We start from the raw sequence: 18,434 nt of genomic DNA, 5'->3' as shown, positions 1-18,434 counted from the left end.
ACGAGAGACCGACATGCTCGATTCCAAACTGTTACGTAGCAACCTTCAGGACGTAGCGGACCGCCTGGCTTCCCGTGGCTTTGCCCTGGACGTCGCGCGCATCGAAGCGCTGGAAGAACAGCGCAAGACCGTCCAGACCCGCACCGAAGCCCTGCAGGCTGAACGTAACGCGCGCTCCAAGTCCATTGGTCAGGCCAAGCAGCGTGGCGAAGACATCGCGCCGCTGATGGCCGATGTCGAGCGCATGGCGGGCGAATTGAGTGCCGGCAAGGTCGAGCTGGACGCGATCCAGACCGAGCTGGATTCGATCCTGCTGGGCATCCCGAACCTGCCTCACGAATCGGTGCCAGTCGGTGCAGACGAAGACGGCAACGTCGAAGTGCGCCGCTGGGGCACGCCGACAACCTTCGATTTCCCGGTGCAGGACCACGTGGCCCTGGGCGAGAAGTTCGGTTGGCTCGACTTCGAAACCGCCGCCAAGCTGTCGGGCGCCCGTTTCGCCCTGCTGCGTGGGCCGATCGCCCGTCTGCATCGGGCCCTGGCGCAGTTCATGATCAACCTGCACGTCACTGAGCATGGCTACGAAGAAGCCTACACGCCGTACCTGGTCCAGGCCCCGGCGCTGCAAGGCACCGGCCAGTTGCCCAAGTTCGAGGAAGACCTGTTCAAGATCAGCCGCGACGGCGAGGCTGACCTGTACCTGATCCCGACCGCCGAAGTCTCGCTGACCAACATCGTCGCTGGCGAGATCGTCGACGCCAAGCAACTGCCGATCAAGTTCGTCGCCCACACGCCGTGCTTCCGCAGTGAAGCCGGGGCGTCGGGCCGTGATACCCGCGGCATGATCCGCCAGCACCAGTTCGACAAAGTCGAGATGGTCCAGATTGTCGAGCCTTCGAAGTCCATGGAAGCCCTGGAAAGCCTGACCGCCAACGCCGAGAAAGTCTTGCAACTGCTGGAACTGCCGTATCGCACCCTGGCGCTGTGCACCGGCGACATGGGCTTCAGCGCAGTCAAGACCTACGACCTGGAAGTCTGGATCCCGAGCCAGGACAAATACCGCGAGATTTCCTCGTGCTCCAACTGCGGCGACTTCCAGGCCCGCCGCATGCAGGCGCGTTTCCGCAACCCGGAAACCGGCAAGCCGGAACTGGTCCACACCCTCAACGGTTCCGGCCTGGCGGTGGGCCGGACCTTGGTGGCAGTGCTGGAAAACTACCAGCAGGCCGACGGTTCGATCCGGGTACCCGAGGTGTTGAAACCCTACATGGGCGGCATCGAGGTCATCGGCTAAATGGACTATTTGCCACTGTTCCACAACCTGCGCGGCAGCCGCGTGCTGGTGGTTGGCGGCGGGGAGATTGCCTTGCGCAAGTCCCGCCTGCTGGCCGATGCCGGCGCGTTGCTGCGGGTGGTCGCACCCGACATCGAACCGCAGTTGCGGGAGCTGGTCAGTGGCAGCGGCGGCGAGTGTGTCCAGCGCGGTTACCTCGAGACGGATCTGGACGGGTGCGGGCTGATCATTGCCGCCACCGACGACGAACCGCTCAATGCCCAGGTCTCGGCCGACGCCCACAAGCGTTGCGTGCCGGTCAACGTGGTGGACGCGCCGGCCCTGTGCAGCGTGATCTTTCCGGCGATTGTCGACCGCTCTCCATTAGTGATCGCGGTGTCCAGCGGCGGGGATGCGCCGGTGCTGGCGCGGCTGATCCGGGCCAAGCTGGAAACCTGGATTCCATCGACCTACGGGCAACTGGCCGGGCTGGCGGCGCGCTTTCGCAATCAGGTCAAGCAACTGTTTCCCGATGTCCAGCAGCGCCGGGCGTTTTGGGAAGAGGTGTTCCAAGGCCCTATCGCCGACCGCCAACTGGCCGGGCAGGGCGGCGAAGCCGAGCGCTTGCTGCGGGAAAAGATCGACGGCCAGGCGCCGAACGCGCCGGGCGAAGTCTACTTGGTGGGAGCCGGGCCGGGGGATCCGGACCTGCTGACCTTCCGCGCCTTGCGCTTGATGCAGCAGGCGGACGTGGTGCTGTACGACCGCCTGGTGGCACCGGCAATCCTCGAACTGTGCCGGCGCGACGCTGAACGCATCTACGTCGGCAAGCGCCGCGCCGACCACGCCGTACCCCAGGATCAGATCAACCAGCAATTGGTGGACCTGGCCCGCCAGGGCAAGCGTGTGGTGCGATTGAAGGGCGGCGATCCGTTCATCTTCGGCCGTGGTGGCGAGGAGATCGAAGAGCTGGCGGCCCATGGCATCCCGTTCCAGGTCGTCCCGGGCATCACCGCCGCCAGTGGTTGCGCGGCCTACGCCGGGATCCCGCTGACCCATCGCGACTACGCCCAGTCGGTGCGTTTCATCACTGGCCATCTCAAGGACGGCACCAGCGACTTGCCGTGGGCCGACCTGGTGTCGCCGGCGCAGACGCTGGTGTTCTACATGGGCTTGGTCGGCTTGCCGATGATCTGCAACGAGCTGATCAAGCACGGTCGCGCGGCGGATACGCCGGCGGCGTTGATCCAGCAGGGTACGACGTCCAACCAACGGGTGTTTACCGGCACTTTGGCGGACTTGCCACGGCTGGTGGCCGAGCACGAGGTGCATGCGCCGACGCTGGTGATCGTTGGGGAAGTGGTGCAACTGCGCGAGAAACTGGCGTGGTTTGAAGGGGCTCAGGGGCAGGTCTAGAAAGACCGTGTCGCCTCCAATCGCGAGCAAGCTCGCTCCCACAATTGATCGTGTTCAACCATGAATCTGCGGTTGCACACAGTCCACTGTGGGAGCGAGCTTGCTCGCGATGAGGCCCTCAAATACAGCGAAAATCCCGGATCAGCCCCTAACCCCACGCCAAATCCCTTTCCCACTCAACCTTCCCCGATCATGGGCGAGCGTAAAGTCCTGCTTCGGCCCCTTGGGCACGATCCCATTGGGGTTGATGGTCTTGTGGCTGCCATAGTAATGGCCTTGGATGTGGGTGAAATCCACGGTCTCGGCAATGCCCGGCCACTGGTACAGCTCCCGCAGCCAGTTCGACAGGTTCGGATAATCGGCGATGCGCCGCAGGTTGCATTTGAAGTGACCGAAGTACACCGCGTCGAAGCGGATGATCGTGGTGAACAGGCGGATATCCGCCTCGGTCAGGTATTCGCCGGCCAAGTAGCGCTGGGTCGCCAGCAAGGCCTCCAGCCGGTCCAGTTCGGCGAATAAACCGTCGAATGCTTCTTCGTAGGCCGCTTGGGTCGTAGCGAATCCGGCCCGGTAGACACCGTTGTTCACCGCCGGGTAGATCCGCTCGTTCAGCGCGTCGATATCGCGGCGCAGGTGCTCGGGATACAGGTCCAGGTCGTTGCCGGTCAAGCCATCGAAGGCGCTGTTGAACATGCGGATGATTTCCGCCGATTCGTTGTTGACGATGCGCTGTTGCTGTTTGTCCCACAGCGCCGGCACGGTGACGCGACCAGTGTAGTCTGGCGTGTCGGCGGTGTAGCGCTGATGCAGGAATTGCAGATCGTCGAGTTTGTCGCCTGTGGAGCCGTGGGCCTTGTCGAAGGTCCAGCCATTTTCCAGCATCAGGTAGCTGACCACCGAGACATCGATCAAGTCTTCCAGGCCCTTGAGCTTGCGAAAGATCAGCGTGCGGTGGGCCCAGGGGCAGGCCAGGGAGACATACAAATGGTAGCGCCCGGCCTCGGCGGCAAACCCGCTCTCGCCCGAGGGGCCGGCACTGCCGTCGGCGGTGACCGAGTGACGGCGCTGCGCCTGTTCGCGCTGGAAGGTGCCGTCCTTGCTTTCATACCACTGGTCCTGCCAGCGGCCCTCGACTAACAAACCCATCTCGATCTCCTCGGCCAATAAACGTTGGAGGCGAGTCTATTCCGATAGGTTCGAACTAAAAGCGCAAAGGTTGGGCGTTAATGATCGGTTAAATCGAACGGTCTCGGGCATCCCAATACTGCCGGGCTTTGTCGAACGCTTCGTCGCGGGTATCGCCCAGGCCACGCAGGGCCAATGCCATGGTGGCGATCAGCGCCAGTTGCGGGTAGCTGTCCTCGACCTCACCACGCCAGATCGCCTTCAAATGCTCGGGGTCGAGGCTCTCCGGTTTGACATGGCGCTGTTCGGCCAGGCGCGGCCATTCTTCGTCCCAACTGGCGCCGCCAGTGGTGCCGTACAGGTGACTGTCGGCGTCCGGGTTGATCTCGATCTCGCCGCCGTCGCCCTTGATCACGATGGCGGTGTCACCGAGCAAGCCGCTGGCATCGCGATGCACGGCCTGGTAGCCCGGGTGGAAGATGCTTTGCAAGCCGCAACGGGCGGCCAGTGGGTTGAGGATCCGCGCCAGGGAGTGGATCGGCGAGCGCAGGCCCAGGGTGTTGCGCAGGTCGATCATGCGCTGCATCTGCGGCGCCCAGTCCACCAGCGGCATGAAGGCCAGGCCGCCGTTGTCCAGCGCACTGCCGACCTGCTGCCAGTCCCGGCATAGTGGGATCTGCAACAGGCCCAGCAATTGTTCGGTGTAGAGGCGACCGGCGGTGTGGGCGCCGCCGCCGTGCATGAAAATCCGCACGCCGTTCTGCCCCAGGCACTTGGCCGCCAGCAGGTACCACGGCAAATGGCGCTTCTTGCCGGCGTAGGTCGGCCAGTCGAGGTCCACCGTCAACGTCGGGACCACCAGGCGTTCGCGCAGGGCTTCGGTGAAGCCGGCCATTTCCTCGGCGCTTTCTTCCTTGTGCCGCAGCAGCATCAGGAAGGCGCCCAGCTGGGTGTCCTCAACCTGTTCGTCGAGCACCATGCCCATGGCTTCGCGGGCCTCTTCGCGGGTCAGGTTGCGGGCGCCGCGCTTGCCTTTGCCAAGGATACGCACGAATTGGGCGAACGGGTGTTCGGCCGGGGTCTCAAGGGTCAGTGCTGGAAAGTCGGTCATAAGCAATTCGTCGGTTTGGGCAGGCCCGCCAGCTTGGCGGCGAGTTTGGCGGGAGTGCCTTTGAACAATCGGTTCAGGTGCAGGCTGTTGCCTTTGTCCGCCCCCAGTTTCAACGCCGTGTACTTGATCAGCGGCCGGGTCGCGGGGGAGAGCTGGAATTCGTCGTAGAAACCGCGCAGCAGTTCGAGGATTTCCCAGTGTTCGGGACTCAACTCGATGTCCTCGGCGGTGGCCAGGGCCGTGGCGACTTCGGCCGACCAGTCGTCCAGGTCGGCCAGGTAGCCGTCCTTGTCCAGCGCGATGGCGCGGTCGCCCACGTTCAGCGTGTTCATAGCCAGGTGTTGACCTTGTCGTGCTCGATCGATAGCTCGACGAAACCTGAGTAGTTGATGGCTTCGGCCCAGTCTGGCGTGTCCAGGGCGCGGGCCTGGAGGTCTTCGGCGAGCACGAACAGGTTCACGCCGGCGGCCTGCAGCACTGCAAACGGTGGGCTGCCCGGCTGCAACGCATACGTCGCGTCGCCGCACAGCAGCAGCGCATCCTGATTGCCCAGTACTCGTAGGCAACTGGCGAGGCGGTTATCGCCGAAGGGCGAATGAGACAACACATGCAAAGTCGACATCAGAGGGTGATCACCTGGTCGTAACGGTCGATGAGCGCGGCGATGTCCGGCGCGTTCAGTACTTTCACCTCGCCCAGCGCCAGGGCAGCGCTGGCAACGCCACGTTCGGCGGCGCTGTCGGCGCAGAGGAACAGTTCCTCGACGCCGAACATAGGCAATGCCTGCAGGTTGGCGCTCAGGTCCTTTTGCTGGACTGCCTTGGCGTTTTGGCCGGCGCTGAGCTGGAACACCCCGTCATCGAGAAACAGCAGGCCGATGGGCAGGTCGAACGCCCCGCCGGCGAGGACGATGTCCAGCGCTTCACGGGCACCCGGGCCCGACCAGGGGGCCTGGCGGCTGATGAGTAATAAAGACTTGGCCATCACGCGCCTCCAAAACAGATCAAGCGGTCGGCGTCCTGGATCGCATCGTGCAACTGGCCCAGTCCGGACAAGGCCCAGGGCGCTTCGACGCTGGCCGCCGAACGCTGGTAGCGCTGGGCTTCTTCCTCGTTCAACACGCCACGACGCAACGCCGCCGCGATGCAGACCACGCCGTCGAGCTGGTTTTCGCTGACAAAGGCGCGCCATTGTTGGGGCAGGTCCTGTTCGTCCTGGGGCGTGACGACACTGGCGCAGGCGTTATAGACGCCGTCCTGATAGAAAAACAGCCGCACGATCTCATGCCCACCCGCCAGCGCCGCTTGGGCAAACAGCAAGGCACGGCGCGAGGAGGGCGCATGGGCGGCGGAAAACAGCGCAATGGCGAACTTCATGACAGACCCGATCAGCAAAACTGCGGCCATGATAAAGCTTTATGGGCGGGGGGGCGATTGTGTATGCCTGTGTGGGAGCAAGGCTTGTGCAGCGAGGTCTGTGTGGGAGCAAGGCTTGCCCGCGATGAGGGCCATGCGGTCTCCGGAAAACCGAGGCGCCTGTATCGCGAGCAAGCTTTGCTCCCACAGATGGGCGTGTGATCAGGCTACTGCTTGAGGCCATGCAACTCGCAATACTCCACCCATTCCATCCCGGCCATTTCCGCCACTTCCCTGTGCACCTCCAGGCGCTGGGCCTGGTACTCCTCAGGCGAGGCGGCGGTCAGTTGCAGGGTCAGTTCCCAGGCAAACAGGCCCAGGCGCTCGGCCTCGGCTTCGAACGCTTCATGCAAGCGCTCGGCACGGTACTGCGCGGTGGTCTCGCCCTTGGCCTGGGCCAGCAGTGGGTTGAGGTGGTCCAGTTCGAGGCGCAGTTCGGGGCGCTCATCGAGAAACATTTCCAAGGCCCGTTCGTGTTGCTGTTCGGTTGCCGCCATGGTCACTCCTTGGGAGACGAGGACTGTTTCTTGCTGGCCTTGGCCGCAGCCGCCAGGCATTCGAGGGCGAATTGTTCGGTGTAGGTCATCTGGATCGGCGTGGTTTCGCCCTTGACGGTACGTTCGCCGTCGAGGATGTAGCGAATCCGTTTGTCGGTGACGCCGATTCGCTTGGCGATCCAGGAAGGTGTCTGGCCGATCTGGCTGATCAGTTTGTCGGCATATTCCGGGGTGGGCTTGTAGAACTCGGCGTTGGGGGTCATGGGGTGTTCCGCGTGGCTGGTGGCAATGGCGCGACAGATTGCGTGAATCGGTGCTCGCTGTCGCGGGTAAATTTCAGTAAAGCAGCACGATGGCTTGGGCCGCAGTGCTACAGTCCGTTTTTTTCTCGATGAGTGATCGCAATGCGAATGTTGACGGTGGCCCTGGCCGCCACTTTGCTGGCCGGCTGCGCGGGCTCGGCGATGAACGAGGCTCGGACCCAGGCCCCTTACAAGACCCTGACCTCGGACAAACCGGAACAGGTCGTGGCCCAGTGTGTGCAATTTTCCTGGCAGGACGAAGCGGTATTCGGTGTCGATGCCGGCGCCTACCTGCAAACGGGCAAGAAGGGCGGCTCGACGGTCTATACCCGCTCCGCCGAGTCGTTTGTCGACTTGCACGCCGGTGCGACGGGCACCGAGTTGAGCTATTACGCCAAACATGACGACTTCGTGGCCAAGCGCCGGTTGGCGGCGTTGGCGACGTGTCTATAAGCAACTCGAGTTGAACACCGGATCGAATGTGGGAGCGGGCTTGCTCGCGAAAGCGATTAACCATTCAACATTTTTGTCGACTGATGCTCCGCTTTCGCGAGCAAGCCCGCTCCCACACTGGTCCTGGGTGGCCGAAAGATTGCCATCCACCGCAATCCCCCTGTGGGAGCGAGCTTGCTCGCGATAGCCATCCTACAGTCAACATGTCTGTCGACTGACCCACCGCCATCGCGAGCAAGCTCGCTCCCACAGGGGTTGGGTTTCAGTCAGAGGGCGTCAGGCGTTTCTGGAAGAAGAAGCGCTGGTGGCCCGGCGGGTAGTCGTCGATCTGGCCGCACTCGATGAAACCGTGTTTGCGGTAGAACTCCGGGGCCTGGAAGTCGAAGGTGTCCAGCCAGATGCCCACGCAGTTCTTCTCCCGGGCCAGTTCTTCGGCCATCTGCATCAGGGTCGAGCCGGTGCCCTGGCCCCGGGCCTGCTCTGGCACCACCAGCAGCTCGATATACAGCCAGCGAAAAAACACTCGGCCGTAGAGCCCGCCGACAATTTCGCCCTGTTCATCCCGGACCAGCCAGGCCACCAGTTCTGGTGCACTTCCACCGGTTTGGGCCGTGTTATAGGCGCGTAGCGGGGCGAGGATGGCTTGGCGTTCTTCGTCGGTGGGCGTGTCGGTGCGTTCGATTCGTAGCGTCATCGGCGATGTCCTTATGCGTTGAGGGATGAACCGCAGGAGCCTATCCCAAAGGTTGTCGTGACGTCATCCGGTCGACGAGCGAACAGGCGCATTACGCAAATCGGGCCATACTGCCTAATGCTTTTGAAGCGATCCCTATCCCTAAAAACAAGAAGAGACCGACTCATGAAGTTCGAATCCTTAGCTCGAACGCTCATCGCTACGTCATTGACCCTCGGTTGCTTATCGACGTACGCCGCTTCCCAAGCGCCGGTGGCCGCCGAGAACGGCATGGTGGTCACCGCCCAGCACCTGGCGACCCATGTCGGGGTCGACGTGCTCAAGAACGGCGGCAATGCCGTGGATGCGGCGGTGGCGGTGGGCTATGCCCTGGCCGTGGTGTATCCGGCGGCGGGCAACCTGGGTGGGGGTGGTTTCATGACCCTGCAACTGGCCGATGGTCGCAAGACGTTCCTGGATTTCCGCGAAAAAGCCCCTCTGGCCGCTACCGCCAACATGTACCTGGACAAGGACGGCAACGTCGTGCCCGAGCTCAGTACCCGCGGCCACCTGGCGGTAGGCGTGCCCGGCACCGTGTCCGGCATGGAACTGGCGTTGAGCAAGTACGGCAGTAAACCCCGGGCGGAACTGATCGCCCCGGCCATCAAGTTCGCCGAGGAAGGCTTCACCCTGGAACAGGGCGATGTCGATCTGCTGGAAACCGCCACCGATGTGTTCAAGAAGGACATGCGCGACTCCGGGGCGATCTTCCTGAGCAACGGCGAGCCCATGCAGGTCGGCCAGAAGCTGGTGCAAAAAGACCTCGCCAAGACCCTGCGGGAAATCTCCGCCAAGGGCGCCGACGGCTTCTACAAGGGCTGGGTCGCCGATGCCCTGGTCACCTCCAGCCAGGCCAACAAAGGCATCATCACCCAGGCCGACCTGGACAAGTACAAGACCCGCGAGCTGGCCCCGGTGGAGTGCGACTACCGCGGCTACCACATCATCTCGGCACCGCCGCCCAGTTCCGGCGGGGTGGTGCTGTGCCAGATCATGAACATCCTCGACGGCTATCCGATGAAGGAGTTGGGGTTCCACTCGGCCCAGGGCATGCACTATCAGATCGAAGCCATGCGCCACGCCTACGTGGACCGCAACAGCTACCTGGGTGATCCGGACTTCGTGAAGAACCCCATCGACCACCTGCTGGATAAAAACTATGCCGCCAAGCTGCGGGCCGCGATCGAACCGCAGAAGGCCGGCGACTCGCAGAAGATCAAGCCCGGCGTGGCGCCCCACGAGGGCAGCAACACCACCCATTACTCCATCGTCGACAAGTGGGGCAACGCCGTTTCGGTTACCTACACCCTGAACGACTGGTTTGGTGCCGGCGTCATGGCCAGCAAGACCGGGGTGATCCTCAACGATGAAATGGACGACTTCACCGCCAAGGTCGGCGTGCCCAACATGTATGGCCTGGTGCAGGGCGAGGCCAACGCCATCGCGCCAGGGAAGGCGCCGCTGTCGTCCATGAGCCCGACCATCGTCACCAAGGACGGCAAGACAGTCATGGTGGTGGGCACCCCGGGCGGCAGCCGGATCATCACCGCGACGTTGCTGACCATCCTCAACGTGATCGACTACGGCATGAGCCTCCAGGAAGCAGTCGATGCGCCGCGTTTCCATCAACAGTGGATGCCGGAGGAGACCAACCTGGAGACGTTCGCGGCCAGCCCTGATACCCAGAAGCTGCTGGAGAGCTGGGGGCACAAGTTTGCCGGCCCGCAGGATCCCAACCACATTGCCGCGATTCTGGTTGGAGCGCCGTCATTGGGCGGCAAGCCCGTGGGCAAGAACCGCTTCTATGGCGCCAACGACCCCCGTCGCAACACCGGGTTGTCGCTGGGTTATTGAGGGAGTGCGCGGCTCCAACACGGTTTGAAGAGGGAAGGTCATGAACACCGCATTGCTGATCATCGATGTCCAGAACGCGCTGTGCAGCGGCGAAGAGGAGTGCTTCGACAGCCAGCGCATCATCCGGACCATCAGTGACCTCGGTGCCAGGGCCAGGGCGCTCGGCCGGACGGTGATCCTGATCCAGCATGAAGAGCTGGAAGGGGCGCTGACCCATGGCGCTGTCGGCTGGCAACTGGCCGACGGCCTGTCGACTGCGGTGGATGACCTGCGGGTGCGCAAGACCACGCCCGATGCCTTCTACCAGACAGACCTGCAACCCTTGCTGCAGGCACGAGGCATTGACCGCCTGGTGATCTGCGGGCTGCAAACCGACTGTTGCGTCAACGCCACCGTGCGCCAGGCCCATGCCCTGGGGTACGACGTGGTCCTGGCGGCCGACGCCCACTCCACCGTGGACAATGGCAGCATGGCGGCCGAGCAGATCATCGCCAACCACAACAACCGGCTGGGGCGGCTGAGCAGTGCGGTGTCGCGGATTGATGTTATGCCGGCTGCTGAGATCCGCCTGTAACCGATTACCCACAGCCTGAGTGCGGCGCAGGTTTGGGCTGGGGCAAGCCTGTGGCGAGGGAGCTTGCTCCCGCTCGAGCGCGAAGCGGTCGCAAATGCCTTGGGCCTGCTTCGCAGTCCAGCGGGAGCAAGCTCCCTCGCCACAAAGGTTATCGTTCATGAATGACGAGATCACCACGGCAGCGCAAGCATTGGCAGCGGGCGATCCCGTGGCCGCGCTCAATCGCGTGGCCTTGCGCAACGATGCCCCGGCCCTCGCGCTTCGCGGCATCGCCATGGCGCAGTTGGGCGATCTGGCCAAGGCCCGGGCCCTGATGCGTCGGGCGAGCGCGGCCTTCGGGCCCAAGGAGGCCGTGGCACGGGCGCGCTGTGTAATCGCCGAAGGCGAGATTGCCCTGGCGTCCCGCGACCTGACTTGGCCGATGAAACGCCTCGACGCCGCGCGGGCGGTGCTCGAAACCCACGGCGATCGAGCCAACGTCGCGCATGCCCGCACGATCGAAATCCGCCGGCTGTTGTTGATCGGTCGACTTGACGAGGCCGAGCTCAAACTCGTCGAGCTGGATATTGCCTGCCTGCCCTTGGCATCACGGGCGGCTTGCGAGTTAGTGGCCGCGGGAATCGCCATGCGGCGGTTGCAAACACAGACCGCCCACGCCGCCCTCGAACGGGCCGGGCACGCCGCACGGCAAGCGGGAATCGGCGCGCTGAGCGCCGAAATTGACAGCGCCTGGCAACTGCTGCACACGCCCGTCGCGCGTCTGATCGCCCGAGGCGAAGAGCGTTTGCTCGTGCTGGAAGAGGTACAAGCGCTGTTGGCCGGGACGGCGCTGGTGGTGGACGCATGCCGCTATGGGGTCAGTGGCGCTGGCATTCAGCTCAACCTGTCCCGGCGCCCGGTGTTGTTCGCCCTGATATGTGGGCTGGCGCAAGCTTGGCCCGACGATGTGTCGAGGGCAGCGCTCATGGCCCAGGCCTTTGGCTTGAAGCTGACGGATGAGTCCCATCGCGCCCGGCTGCGGGTCGAGATGGGCCGGTTGCGAGCGATGCTTCGCCCGTTGGCGGAGGTGAAGGCTACCCCGCGCGGTTTTACCCTGGTGCCGCGGCAGGCCGATGAGGTCGTGGTGCTCACGCGCCCCGTCGAGGAACCCTACGGGGCGGTGTTGGCGTTGCTGGCCGACGGCGAAGCCTGGTCCAGTTCGGCCCTGGCGTTGGCCCTGGACATCAGCCAGCGTAGCGTGCAGCGGGCCTTGGAAACCCTGGCCGCCGCCGGCAAGACGCAGTCGTTCGGGCGCGCCAGGGCCCGGCGCTGGATGGCGCCACCGATGCCTGGATTCGCGACGGTATTGTTACTCACTGCACTGCCATCCGATGGCTAGGATGCACTCAACCCCCACCGATGAGGCGAGTGAGATGAAACGTTCAGAGGCACAAATCCTGCGTGAATACGGCCCGTTTCCGGGCGTTGATTGCGTGCACGGCGTGAGCCATGACGGCGAGCGCGTCTGGTTCGCGTCGGGCGACAAACTGCACGCGCTCGATCCCGCCAGCGGCCAGACCGTGCATTCCCTCGATGTCCCGGCGAATGCGGGCACGGCGTTCGATGGCGAACATCTGTTCCAGATCGCCGGTGACAGCATCCGCAAGATCGACCCCCGCACCGGCCAGGTCTTGGCGACGATCCCGGCCCCCAACAGCGGGGACGATTCCGGCCTGGCGTGGGCCGAAGGGTCGCTCTGGGTCGGTCAGTACAAAGCGCGCAAGATCCTGCAGATCGATCCCGCCGACGGCAGAATTCTGCGCACTATCGAGTCCAACCGCTTCGTCACGGGCGTGACCTGGGTCGATGGCGAGCTTTGGCATGGCACCTGGGAAAACGACGAGAGTGACCTGCGGCGCATCGATCCGCAAACGGCGCAAGTGCTGGAAAGCGTGACGATGCCGCCAGGGATCGGTGTGTCGGGACTGGAGTCCGACGGGGCCGATCGGTTTTTCTGTGGCGGCGGTGGCAGTGGCAAGGTGAGGGCGGTGCGTCGGCCGGCGTGAATGCTGGCAGATTTGTCATAGCCCCCCTGTGGCGAGGGAGCTTGCTCCCGCTCGAGCGCGAAGCGGTCGCAAATGCCTTGGGCCTGCTTCGCAAGCCAGCGGGAGCAAGCTCCCTCGCCACAACAGCCGATGGCTCAACAGCGGGAATGGTTTTTCATGGCGCGCCAAGCACCATCGTCCAGTACACCCCCGCATCGCTGCGTGAATCGCTGGCGGACGCTGCGCCCATCTGGGTGAACATCGGGTTCATCAGGTTGGCGCAGTGCCCGGGGCTGGCGAGCCAATCGTGCAGGGCCTGGCTCGGTGAGCGTTGGCCGGCGGCGATGTTTTCGCCCAATTTACGTCCGCGAAAGCCGGCGCTCTTGGCGCGATCGGAGGTGGAACGCCCGTTCGGGTCGCGATGGGCAAAATAATTGTCCCGTGCCATCGACCGACTGTGGGCTTGGGCAGCGGTGCCCAACGCGGCGTTCCAGCTCACCGGCCGAGTTGCCGCAAAGCGCTGGCGTCCGCACATCCGGGGCTTGGCCCTGGCGGCATTGACCTGGGCCAGCAGCGTCTTGTCCGCCGAGCTCACGTCGCTCATCCGCGTGCCGCCCATGGGCTGCGCCAGCACCACGCGCCATTCATCACCGACTCGATTGACGCCGATGTCGGCGTATTGGTTGTCCAGCAGCGCCGCGCAATGCTGGTCGGCCAGCATCTCGAAGGCCTCTTCGGCATCCCGCGCATCGGTCAGGCGGATGCTGCGCACGGCCCGGGCTTGATAGCCGGCGTCGTGCAAGGTTTCCCGCAGGCCACCGCGAAAGCCGATCGGCAAACCCAGGCTCGAACGCAGCACCAGCGGCGGCGTGGCCCGCACCGTGCGCCATTCACAGCGGCGGGACTCACTACGGAAGTCGTTGATAGCCTCCACCAACTGCCCTTCGCCACGGGCATGGGCGGGGCTGGTGAATAGGGGAAGCAGGGTCAGCAGGCACAGCGAAACGAAACGGCAAGAGCGAACAGGGTGGCGCATGGGACGAGCGGCTCAAGAGGGGGAGTTGCTTTAGCGCCAGGCTTGGCGCCGATCAGCTGGAAAACCCGTGGCTGCAGGTTGGCGAGGTTTTCACGGCTGGGGTAGGACTGTGGGGTTGGGAACAAGTTTCAGGACGGTGAAGACTTAATCCTCAACTGCGCACGGGGCTATCTGGGAACCATGACAGGGCGGACGCTGGGGCACGGACTGAACACACCCTTGTGGCGAGGGAGCTTGCTCCCGCTGTGCCTGCGGAGCAGGCCCAAGGATTTGCGACCGCTTCGCGCTCGAGCGGGAGCAAGCTCCCTCGCCACAAAGGCGTTCAGTCAGTTCAGTTCGCCGTTTCAGCCACAGACGCCTTGACCCGCTCAACCTTGCGATAGGTCAGCAGCACGATGCCCGTCACCACAATCGCACCGCCCATCACCTGGCCCGGGTTGAGCATCTGGTCCAGTACCAGCCAGCCGATCAGCAGCGTCGCCAGCGGTTCGATATTCATCACCGGGGCGTTGCGCGGCATGTCCAGGCGGGGCACGGAAATGAACAGCACGATGAACCCGGTGCCATAGAGCACCACCAAGGTCGCCAGGGCGATCCACCCGGTGCTGCTGGCCGGCAGGTCGAAACCGCCGGGCAGGGCACCGGTCAGGCCGGCGAGGTTGACGCTGCTGAATACGATGAAAATCGTCAACAGGCTGCGTACCGAACCGCGCACTTGGGACAACTTGTGATCGGTGATCCACAGCGCGCAGGCGAACACGCAGGCGGCGCAGAACGCCAGGCCCACCCCGAGCAGCCACTGCGGGCCGACGTCCTGCCCGGACGATAAGCGTGTCGGCACTTCCAGCACGAACACCAGCCCCACCAGGATCATGCCCATCAACGCGGCGGTGCGAGCCGTCGGGCGCGGCCCGCCTAGCGCCCAGGTCAGCAGGGCCAGCAGGATCGGAAACACGTTGCCGACCAACAGCGCCAACGCCACCGGCACTCTCGCCACGGCGGAGTACAGGCACAGGCTCTGGGCGCCGATCAACAGCCCCAGGGTCAATTGCCAACGCCACGCGCCGGGCGGCAAGCGCAGGCTCTGTCGCTGCCAGAGCACCATCGCCGCCAACACCAGCAGCGTCCCGCCCGAACGCAGCAGGATCGCCAGCAGCACCCCGGCACCGTCGTCGAAGGCGGCCCGGGCGGCGACATGGTTACCTGCGAAGGCACAGCCCATGCACAGCAGGACGAGCACCGCGAGGTGGCGGGGTAACGGGGTGGGGGTATCCGGTGTGGCAGTGGAACGGGTCATGGCAGGTGTCTCGAAGGCGGCCGCCAAGGCAAAAGGCCTCGGATCAGCTATTTTATAGTTATAGGTTGTCGTACAACTTTAAGGTTTCTGCCTCATGGGTTGCAAGGGATAAGGTCTGCAGGCCTGTACGCTGTGTTGCAGCGGTGCCGTCACCTCGCAATATCTACACGAGGCGGCCTTATAGCCGATCTGGTTCTTGATGAGACCGCGTGTCCCCTGTGGGAGCGAGCTTGCTCGCGATGGCGGTGGTTCAGTCACATGGATGTTGGGTTTGCTGGCCTCATCGCGAGCAAGCTCGCTCCCACAGGTTTTGCGGTATACATAAGTTTTGTGTCTGCTGAAGATCCAATGTGGGAGCGAGCTTGCTCGCGATGGTGGTGGCTCAGTCACATCGATGTCGGCATGTGTCCCGCTCTTGCTCTTGCTCTTGCTCTTGCTTTGGATCTTGATCTGGACGCCCCGTTAACCACGCTGGCCGAACGCAGGCATTGCGCAGTGGGCATCCCGGCATGGATGCCGGGATAGCCGCGCTGGGCCATGGATGGCCCTTCGCGGCGGGCCCACGGAGCAATGCCGGAGTGAGGGCATGCCGAGCCTAGGCGAGGCACCAAGTGGTGGGGCAAAAGCGTTTTGGTTACTTTTGCGCTTTTCAAAAGTGACCCGCTGTAAGAGCGGAACCCTAAGCAGCCGTTACCGCAGAAACGGATATACACACCAATCCAACTAAAAACGACGCCACTCGAAACGGAAAATCAAAACCATGGTAAGCACCTTAAGTGAACAGCATTCCGCACATTGCCCAGCGCTTTGCTGTACAACAATCTGACCCCTGTGTCGTTTACAGCCTTACCCTTCCAGCGGAACCACTCATGCGCCTGGCTGATTTCATTCTCGACAATATCGAGCCGATTCTTCAGGCGTGGGAAGACTTCGCCAAAACCATCACCCCCGCATCCATTGGCATGGATTCCGTGGCCCTGCGCGACCACGCCGAGCAGATGCTGCGCACCATCGCCGCTGACCTGTGCACCTCGCAAACGCGCAAGGAGCAGATTGCCAAGTCCCACGGGGAGGCGCCGGCGGCTGATGCCGAAACCGCCGCCGAAACCCATGCGGTCATCCGTCAGTCCTCGGGTTTTACCGTGGAGCAAATGGTTTCCGAATATCGGGCCCTGCGCACCAGCGTGCTCATGCTCTGGATGCCGCACACGCAGCTGGATCACAAGCAGGTCATGGACGATCTGATTCGATTCAACGAGGCGGTGGACCAGGCCTTGGCCGAGTCCGTCGTCAGCTACTCGGGGGCGGTGGATGCGTCGCGCAACATCTTTCTCGGGATTCTCGGGCACGATCTGCGCAGTCCCTTGGGCGCGATCCTGCTGAGTTCCGAGGTGCTGCTGCGGGCGGGGGACCTGCCCGCCAAAGCCACCAAGATCACGTCGCGCATCTACACCAGCGTCAAGCGGGCCAACAAAATCGTTGGCGATCTGCTGGATTTCACCCGTACGCAACTGGGCTCGGGCATTCCGGTGCAGCGCTTCAACGGCGATCTGGTGGCCGCCTGCGAAGGCATGGTGGAGGAGGCGCGGGCCTATCACCCGGAAAACAGAATCCTCTTTGAAACCACCGGTCCCTTGGAAGGGTTGTTTGACCAGGCACGCATGGAGCAGGTGTTCTCCAACCTGATCGGCAATGCCGTCCAGCATGGTACCGAGGGCACGCCGATTACCGTTTCGTTGAGCGCTGAAGAGGATATGGCAGTGATTGCGATCAACAACCAGGGCAAGCCTATCGAGAAAGAGGCCATTGCCAGCATCTTCAACCCGATGGTCCGAAATCTGCGTGAAACGCAGTACGGTTCCACGGCCGGGCTCGGACTGGGCCTGCACATCGCTTCGGCAATCGTATTGGCCCATAAGGGCACCATCGAGGTGCATTCGAAGGCGCGAGTTGGCACGACCTTTACCGTTCGCATACCGCTGCACCCGGACTGATTGACTGTACGGATGGACCATTTCATATGCTTGTACGATGTCTTATCACGGAGTAAAACTGTCGTCCCGTCCAATAATAATTAACGGAGACGCACGATGGATGCTTCGCAATCTGCAACCGCCGCCGATCAGGGCCGCCGGGTGTTCCTGAAAAAATCCCTGGTGGTCTCGGCCGCCGCCGCCACCCTTGGTAACTTGCCCGGGCTCGCCCAGGCCGAGCCCTTGAGCCAGCGTTACCCGGACCCACTGATCAATATCCTTGACCCCAGCTTCATGGACTTGCGCCTCTTCAACGCCAGCGTGGAGAAGCTCGCCACCGGCCTGCGTTGGCCGGAAGGGCCGGTATGGGTCGGTGATGGGCGTTACTTGCTGGTCAGTGATATTCCCAACAACCGCATCGTGCGCTGGGATGAAATCACCGGCGGCCTGTCGGTGTACCGCGAGAACTCCAATTTTTCCAACGGCATGTGCCGCGATCGCCAGGGCCGATTACTGGTGTGCGAAGGCTCCACCACCGCCAGCGAGGGCCGGCGCATTACCCGCACCGAGCACAACGGCACGCTCACCGTGCTGGCGGACAGTTTCGAGGGCAAGCCTTTCAACTCGCCCAACGACATCGTCTGCAAGCGGGACGGTTCGGTCTGGTTCACCGATCCGCCGTTCCAGACCGGCAACAACTACGAAGGGCACAAAGTCACACCGGTCCAGCCCCACGCGGTGTACCGCATCGACGGCGAAACCGGCAAGGTCAGCCGGGTGATCGACGACCTGGCGGGGCCGAACGGGTTGTGTTTTTCCCCGGACGAGAAAACCCTCTATGTGGTCGAAGGCCGGGCCAAGCCCAACCGCTTGATCTGGGCCATCGCCGTCAAGGACGACGGCACCCTGGGCGAGCGGCGCAAGCACATCGAGGGCCTGGATTACGCGGCGATCGACGGGATCAAGTGCGATGAAAGCGGCAACCTGTGGTGCGGTTGGGGCGGCAATGGCGACCCCAAGGCCGACCTGGAAAAGCTCGACGGCGTGCGGGTGTTCAACCCCGAAGGCAAGGCCATCGGGCACATCTCTCTGCCGGAGCGCTGCCCCAACGTCTGCTTCGGCGGCCGGGAAGGCAATCGGTTGTTCATGGCCGGCAGCCACTCGTTGTATTCACTGTTCGTGAATACCCGAGGGGCGACGTTTGCCTGAGTGAATAACTGATCTTCAGGTTGTTAACCATTGTGGCGAGGGGATTTATCCCCGCTGGGCTGCGAAGCAGCCCTAAGCTCAGTCAACCTCATGAGCCTGACACACCGAGATGTCAGGTTTTAGGGCCGCTTCGCAGCCCAGC

Annotated in this window: 20 protein-coding genes; 9 read left to right on the top strand and 11 right to left on the bottom strand. The window is 63.3% G+C overall.

Annotation, left to right across the window (positions count from 1 at the left end; all coding sequences use genetic code 11):
* The first annotated feature begins 13 nt into the window (after positions 1 to 13).
* Positions 14 to 1,294, top strand: coding sequence for a serine--tRNA ligase (gene serS, locus PSH84_RS22630; RefSeq protein ID WP_122568520.1), 1,281 nt, complete (start codon positions 14 to 16; stop codon positions 1,292 to 1,294).
* Entirely contained in the window at positions 1,295 to 2,689 is a 1,395-nt protein-coding gene (gene cysG, locus PSH84_RS22625) for a siroheme synthase CysG (RefSeq protein WP_305467612.1), read from the top strand.
* 141 nt (positions 2,690 to 2,830) lie between these two features.
* Here cysG and PSH84_RS22620 read toward each other — a convergent pair whose 3' ends face one another.
* From PSH84_RS22620 to PSH84_RS22585, 8 genes are all read right to left on the bottom strand, one after another.
* A complete protein-coding gene (locus PSH84_RS22620) occupies positions 2,831 to 3,835 on the bottom strand; it encodes a glutathione S-transferase family protein (RefSeq protein WP_305481830.1) in 1,005 nt (334 codons plus the stop codon).
* Positions 3,836 to 3,923: 88 nt separating this feature from the next.
* A complete protein-coding gene (locus PSH84_RS22615; protein ID WP_122568523.1) occupies positions 3,924 to 4,925 on the bottom strand; it encodes a glycosyl transferase family protein in 1,002 nt (333 codons plus the stop codon).
* A complete protein-coding gene (locus tag PSH84_RS22610; RefSeq protein WP_122568524.1) occupies positions 4,922 to 5,257 on the bottom strand; it encodes a TusE/DsrC/DsvC family sulfur relay protein in 336 nt (111 codons plus the stop codon). Before PSH84_RS22610 ends, PSH84_RS22615 begins: the two co-directional genes overlap by 4 nt.
* The gene (gene tusB, locus PSH84_RS22605) at positions 5,254 to 5,547 is read right to left on the bottom strand and encodes a sulfurtransferase complex subunit TusB (RefSeq protein ID WP_063320500.1); all 294 of its coding nucleotides are present in this window, start codon (positions 5,545 to 5,547) and stop codon (positions 5,254 to 5,256) included. Before tusB ends, PSH84_RS22610 begins: the two co-directional genes overlap by 4 nt.
* Positions 5,547 to 5,909, bottom strand: coding sequence for a sulfurtransferase complex subunit TusC (gene tusC / locus PSH84_RS22600; protein ID WP_122568525.1), 363 nt, complete (start codon positions 5,907 to 5,909; stop codon positions 5,547 to 5,549). The genes tusB and tusC overlap by 1 nt, the downstream gene beginning before the upstream one ends.
* Positions 5,909 to 6,301 (bottom strand): sulfurtransferase complex subunit TusD, encoded by a 393-nt coding sequence (tusD, locus tag PSH84_RS22595; protein ID WP_122568537.1) that lies wholly within the window; start codon positions 6,299 to 6,301, stop codon positions 5,909 to 5,911. Before tusD ends, tusC begins: the two co-directional genes overlap by 1 nt.
* Positions 6,302 to 6,507: 206 nt before the next feature.
* Positions 6,508 to 6,837 carry a DUF6388 family protein gene (locus PSH84_RS22590; RefSeq protein ID WP_305481829.1) on the bottom strand — a complete coding sequence of 110 codons (330 nt, stop codon included), beginning with the start codon at positions 6,835 to 6,837 and terminating at the stop codon, positions 6,508 to 6,510.
* Between the two features lie 2 nt (positions 6,838 to 6,839).
* Entirely contained in the window at positions 6,840 to 7,100 is a 261-nt protein-coding gene (locus PSH84_RS22585) for a hypothetical protein (RefSeq protein ID WP_060741573.1), read from the bottom strand.
* A 141-nt stretch (positions 7,101 to 7,241) separates the two neighbouring features.
* Here PSH84_RS22585 and PSH84_RS22580 point away from each other — a divergent pair, with 141 nt between their 5' ends.
* On the top strand, positions 7,242 to 7,592 hold the full coding sequence (locus PSH84_RS22580) for a hypothetical protein (RefSeq protein WP_122568527.1): 351 nt from the start codon (positions 7,242 to 7,244) through the stop codon (positions 7,590 to 7,592).
* A gap of 262 nt (positions 7,593 to 7,854) precedes the next feature.
* Here PSH84_RS22580 and PSH84_RS22575 read toward each other — a convergent pair whose 3' ends face one another.
* Entirely contained in the window at positions 7,855 to 8,286 is a 432-nt protein-coding gene (locus PSH84_RS22575; protein WP_305481828.1) for a GNAT family N-acetyltransferase, read from the bottom strand.
* Positions 8,287 to 8,451: 165 nt separating this feature from the next.
* Between PSH84_RS22575 and ggt the strand changes: the two genes are divergently transcribed.
* The 4 genes from ggt (at position 8,452) to PSH84_RS22555 (ending at position 12,798) form a co-directional block, all read left to right on the top strand.
* Entirely contained in the window at positions 8,452 to 10,179 is a 1,728-nt protein-coding gene (ggt, locus tag PSH84_RS22570; RefSeq protein WP_305481827.1) for a gamma-glutamyltransferase, read from the top strand.
* A 40-nt stretch (positions 10,180 to 10,219) separates the two neighbouring features.
* Complete coding sequence (locus PSH84_RS22565) at positions 10,220 to 10,753, top strand: cysteine hydrolase family protein (RefSeq protein WP_122568530.1); 534 nt, start codon at positions 10,220 to 10,222, stop codon at positions 10,751 to 10,753.
* 157 nt (positions 10,754 to 10,910) lie between these two features.
* A complete protein-coding gene (locus PSH84_RS22560; RefSeq protein WP_305481826.1) occupies positions 10,911 to 12,131 on the top strand; it encodes a helix-turn-helix domain-containing protein in 1,221 nt (406 codons plus the stop codon).
* A gap of 34 nt (positions 12,132 to 12,165) precedes the next feature.
* Positions 12,166 to 12,798: a Vgb family protein gene (locus tag PSH84_RS22555; RefSeq protein WP_122568532.1), complete on the top strand. Its 633-nt coding sequence runs from the start codon at positions 12,166 to 12,168 to the stop codon at positions 12,796 to 12,798.
* A gap of 154 nt (positions 12,799 to 12,952) precedes the next feature.
* Here PSH84_RS22555 and PSH84_RS22550 read toward each other — a convergent pair whose 3' ends face one another.
* Both PSH84_RS22550 and PSH84_RS22545 read right to left on the bottom strand, forming a co-directional pair.
* Complete coding sequence (locus PSH84_RS22550; RefSeq protein ID WP_305481825.1) at positions 12,953 to 13,813, bottom strand: CAP domain-containing protein; 861 nt, start codon at positions 13,811 to 13,813, stop codon at positions 12,953 to 12,955.
* Between the two features lie 331 nt (positions 13,814 to 14,144).
* On the bottom strand, positions 14,145 to 15,110 hold the full coding sequence (locus tag PSH84_RS22545; protein ID WP_122568534.1) for an EamA family transporter: 966 nt from the start codon (positions 15,108 to 15,110) through the stop codon (positions 14,145 to 14,147).
* Positions 15,111 to 15,979: 869 nt separating this feature from the next.
* Here PSH84_RS22545 and PSH84_RS22540 point away from each other — a divergent pair.
* Both PSH84_RS22540 and PSH84_RS22535 read left to right on the top strand, forming a co-directional pair.
* The gene (locus tag PSH84_RS22540) at positions 15,980 to 17,104 is read left to right on the top strand and encodes a sensor histidine kinase (RefSeq protein ID WP_305481824.1); all 1,125 of its coding nucleotides are present in this window, start codon (positions 15,980 to 15,982) and stop codon (positions 17,102 to 17,104) included.
* 96 nt (positions 17,105 to 17,200) lie between these two features.
* On the top strand, positions 17,201 to 18,292 hold the full coding sequence (locus PSH84_RS22535) for an SMP-30/gluconolactonase/LRE family protein (protein WP_305481823.1): 1,092 nt from the start codon (positions 17,201 to 17,203) through the stop codon (positions 18,290 to 18,292).
* Positions 18,293 to 18,434: the final 142 nt, after the last annotated feature.

It is taken from the genome of Pseudomonas beijingensis (assembly GCF_030687295.1).
GTDB lineage: Bacteria > Pseudomonadota > Gammaproteobacteria > Pseudomonadales > Pseudomonadaceae > Aquipseudomonas > Aquipseudomonas beijingensis.
The sequence above is the reverse complement of the archived record's forward strand: the minus strand, read 5'-3'. Positions and strand labels throughout refer to the sequence as shown.

What these genes read in the sequence shown, in the direction of transcription:
- serS (WP_122568520.1), top strand. Translation starts at nt 14, where the DNA reads ATGCTCGATTCCAAACTGTTACGTAGCAACCTTCAGGACGTAGCGGAC.
- cysG (WP_305467612.1), top strand. Translation starts at nt 1,295, where the DNA reads ATGGACTATTTGCCACTGTTCCACAACCTGCGCGGCAGCCGCGTGCTG.
- PSH84_RS22620 (WP_305481830.1), bottom strand. Translation starts at nt 3,835, where the DNA reads ATGGGTTTGTTAGTCGAGGGCCGCTGGCAGGACCAGTGGTATGAAAGC.
- PSH84_RS22615 (WP_122568523.1), bottom strand. Translation starts at nt 4,925, where the DNA reads ATGACCGACTTTCCAGCACTGACCCTTGAGACCCCGGCCGAACACCCG.
- PSH84_RS22610 (WP_122568524.1), bottom strand. Translation starts at nt 5,257, where the DNA reads ATGAACACGCTGAACGTGGGCGACCGCGCCATCGCGCTGGACAAGGAC.
- tusB (WP_063320500.1), bottom strand. Translation starts at nt 5,547, where the DNA reads ATGTCGACTTTGCATGTGTTGTCTCATTCGCCCTTCGGCGATAACCGC.
- tusC (WP_122568525.1), bottom strand. Translation starts at nt 5,909, where the DNA reads ATGGCCAAGTCTTTATTACTCATCAGCCGCCAGGCCCCCTGGTCGGGC.
- tusD (WP_122568537.1), bottom strand. Translation starts at nt 6,301, where the DNA reads ATGAAGTTCGCCATTGCGCTGTTTTCCGCCGCCCATGCGCCCTCCTCG.
- PSH84_RS22590 (WP_305481829.1), bottom strand. Translation starts at nt 6,837, where the DNA reads ATGGCGGCAACCGAACAGCAACACGAACGGGCCTTGGAAATGTTTCTC.
- PSH84_RS22585 (WP_060741573.1), bottom strand. Translation starts at nt 7,100, where the DNA reads ATGACCCCCAACGCCGAGTTCTACAAGCCCACCCCGGAATATGCCGAC.
- PSH84_RS22580 (WP_122568527.1), top strand. Translation starts at nt 7,242, where the DNA reads ATGCGAATGTTGACGGTGGCCCTGGCCGCCACTTTGCTGGCCGGCTGC.
- PSH84_RS22575 (WP_305481828.1), bottom strand. Translation starts at nt 8,286, where the DNA reads ATGACGCTACGAATCGAACGCACCGACACGCCCACCGACGAAGAACGC.
- ggt (WP_305481827.1), top strand. Translation starts at nt 8,452, where the DNA reads ATGAAGTTCGAATCCTTAGCTCGAACGCTCATCGCTACGTCATTGACC.
- PSH84_RS22565 (WP_122568530.1), top strand. Translation starts at nt 10,220, where the DNA reads ATGAACACCGCATTGCTGATCATCGATGTCCAGAACGCGCTGTGCAGC.
- PSH84_RS22560 (WP_305481826.1), top strand. Translation starts at nt 10,911, where the DNA reads ATGAATGACGAGATCACCACGGCAGCGCAAGCATTGGCAGCGGGCGAT.
- PSH84_RS22555 (WP_122568532.1), top strand. Translation starts at nt 12,166, where the DNA reads ATGAAACGTTCAGAGGCACAAATCCTGCGTGAATACGGCCCGTTTCCG.
- PSH84_RS22550 (WP_305481825.1), bottom strand. Translation starts at nt 13,813, where the DNA reads ATGCGCCACCCTGTTCGCTCTTGCCGTTTCGTTTCGCTGTGCCTGCTG.
- PSH84_RS22545 (WP_122568534.1), bottom strand. Translation starts at nt 15,110, where the DNA reads ATGACCCGTTCCACTGCCACACCGGATACCCCCACCCCGTTACCCCGC.
- PSH84_RS22540 (WP_305481824.1), top strand. Translation starts at nt 15,980, where the DNA reads ATGCGCCTGGCTGATTTCATTCTCGACAATATCGAGCCGATTCTTCAG.
- PSH84_RS22535 (WP_305481823.1), top strand. Translation starts at nt 17,201, where the DNA reads ATGGATGCTTCGCAATCTGCAACCGCCGCCGATCAGGGCCGCCGGGTG.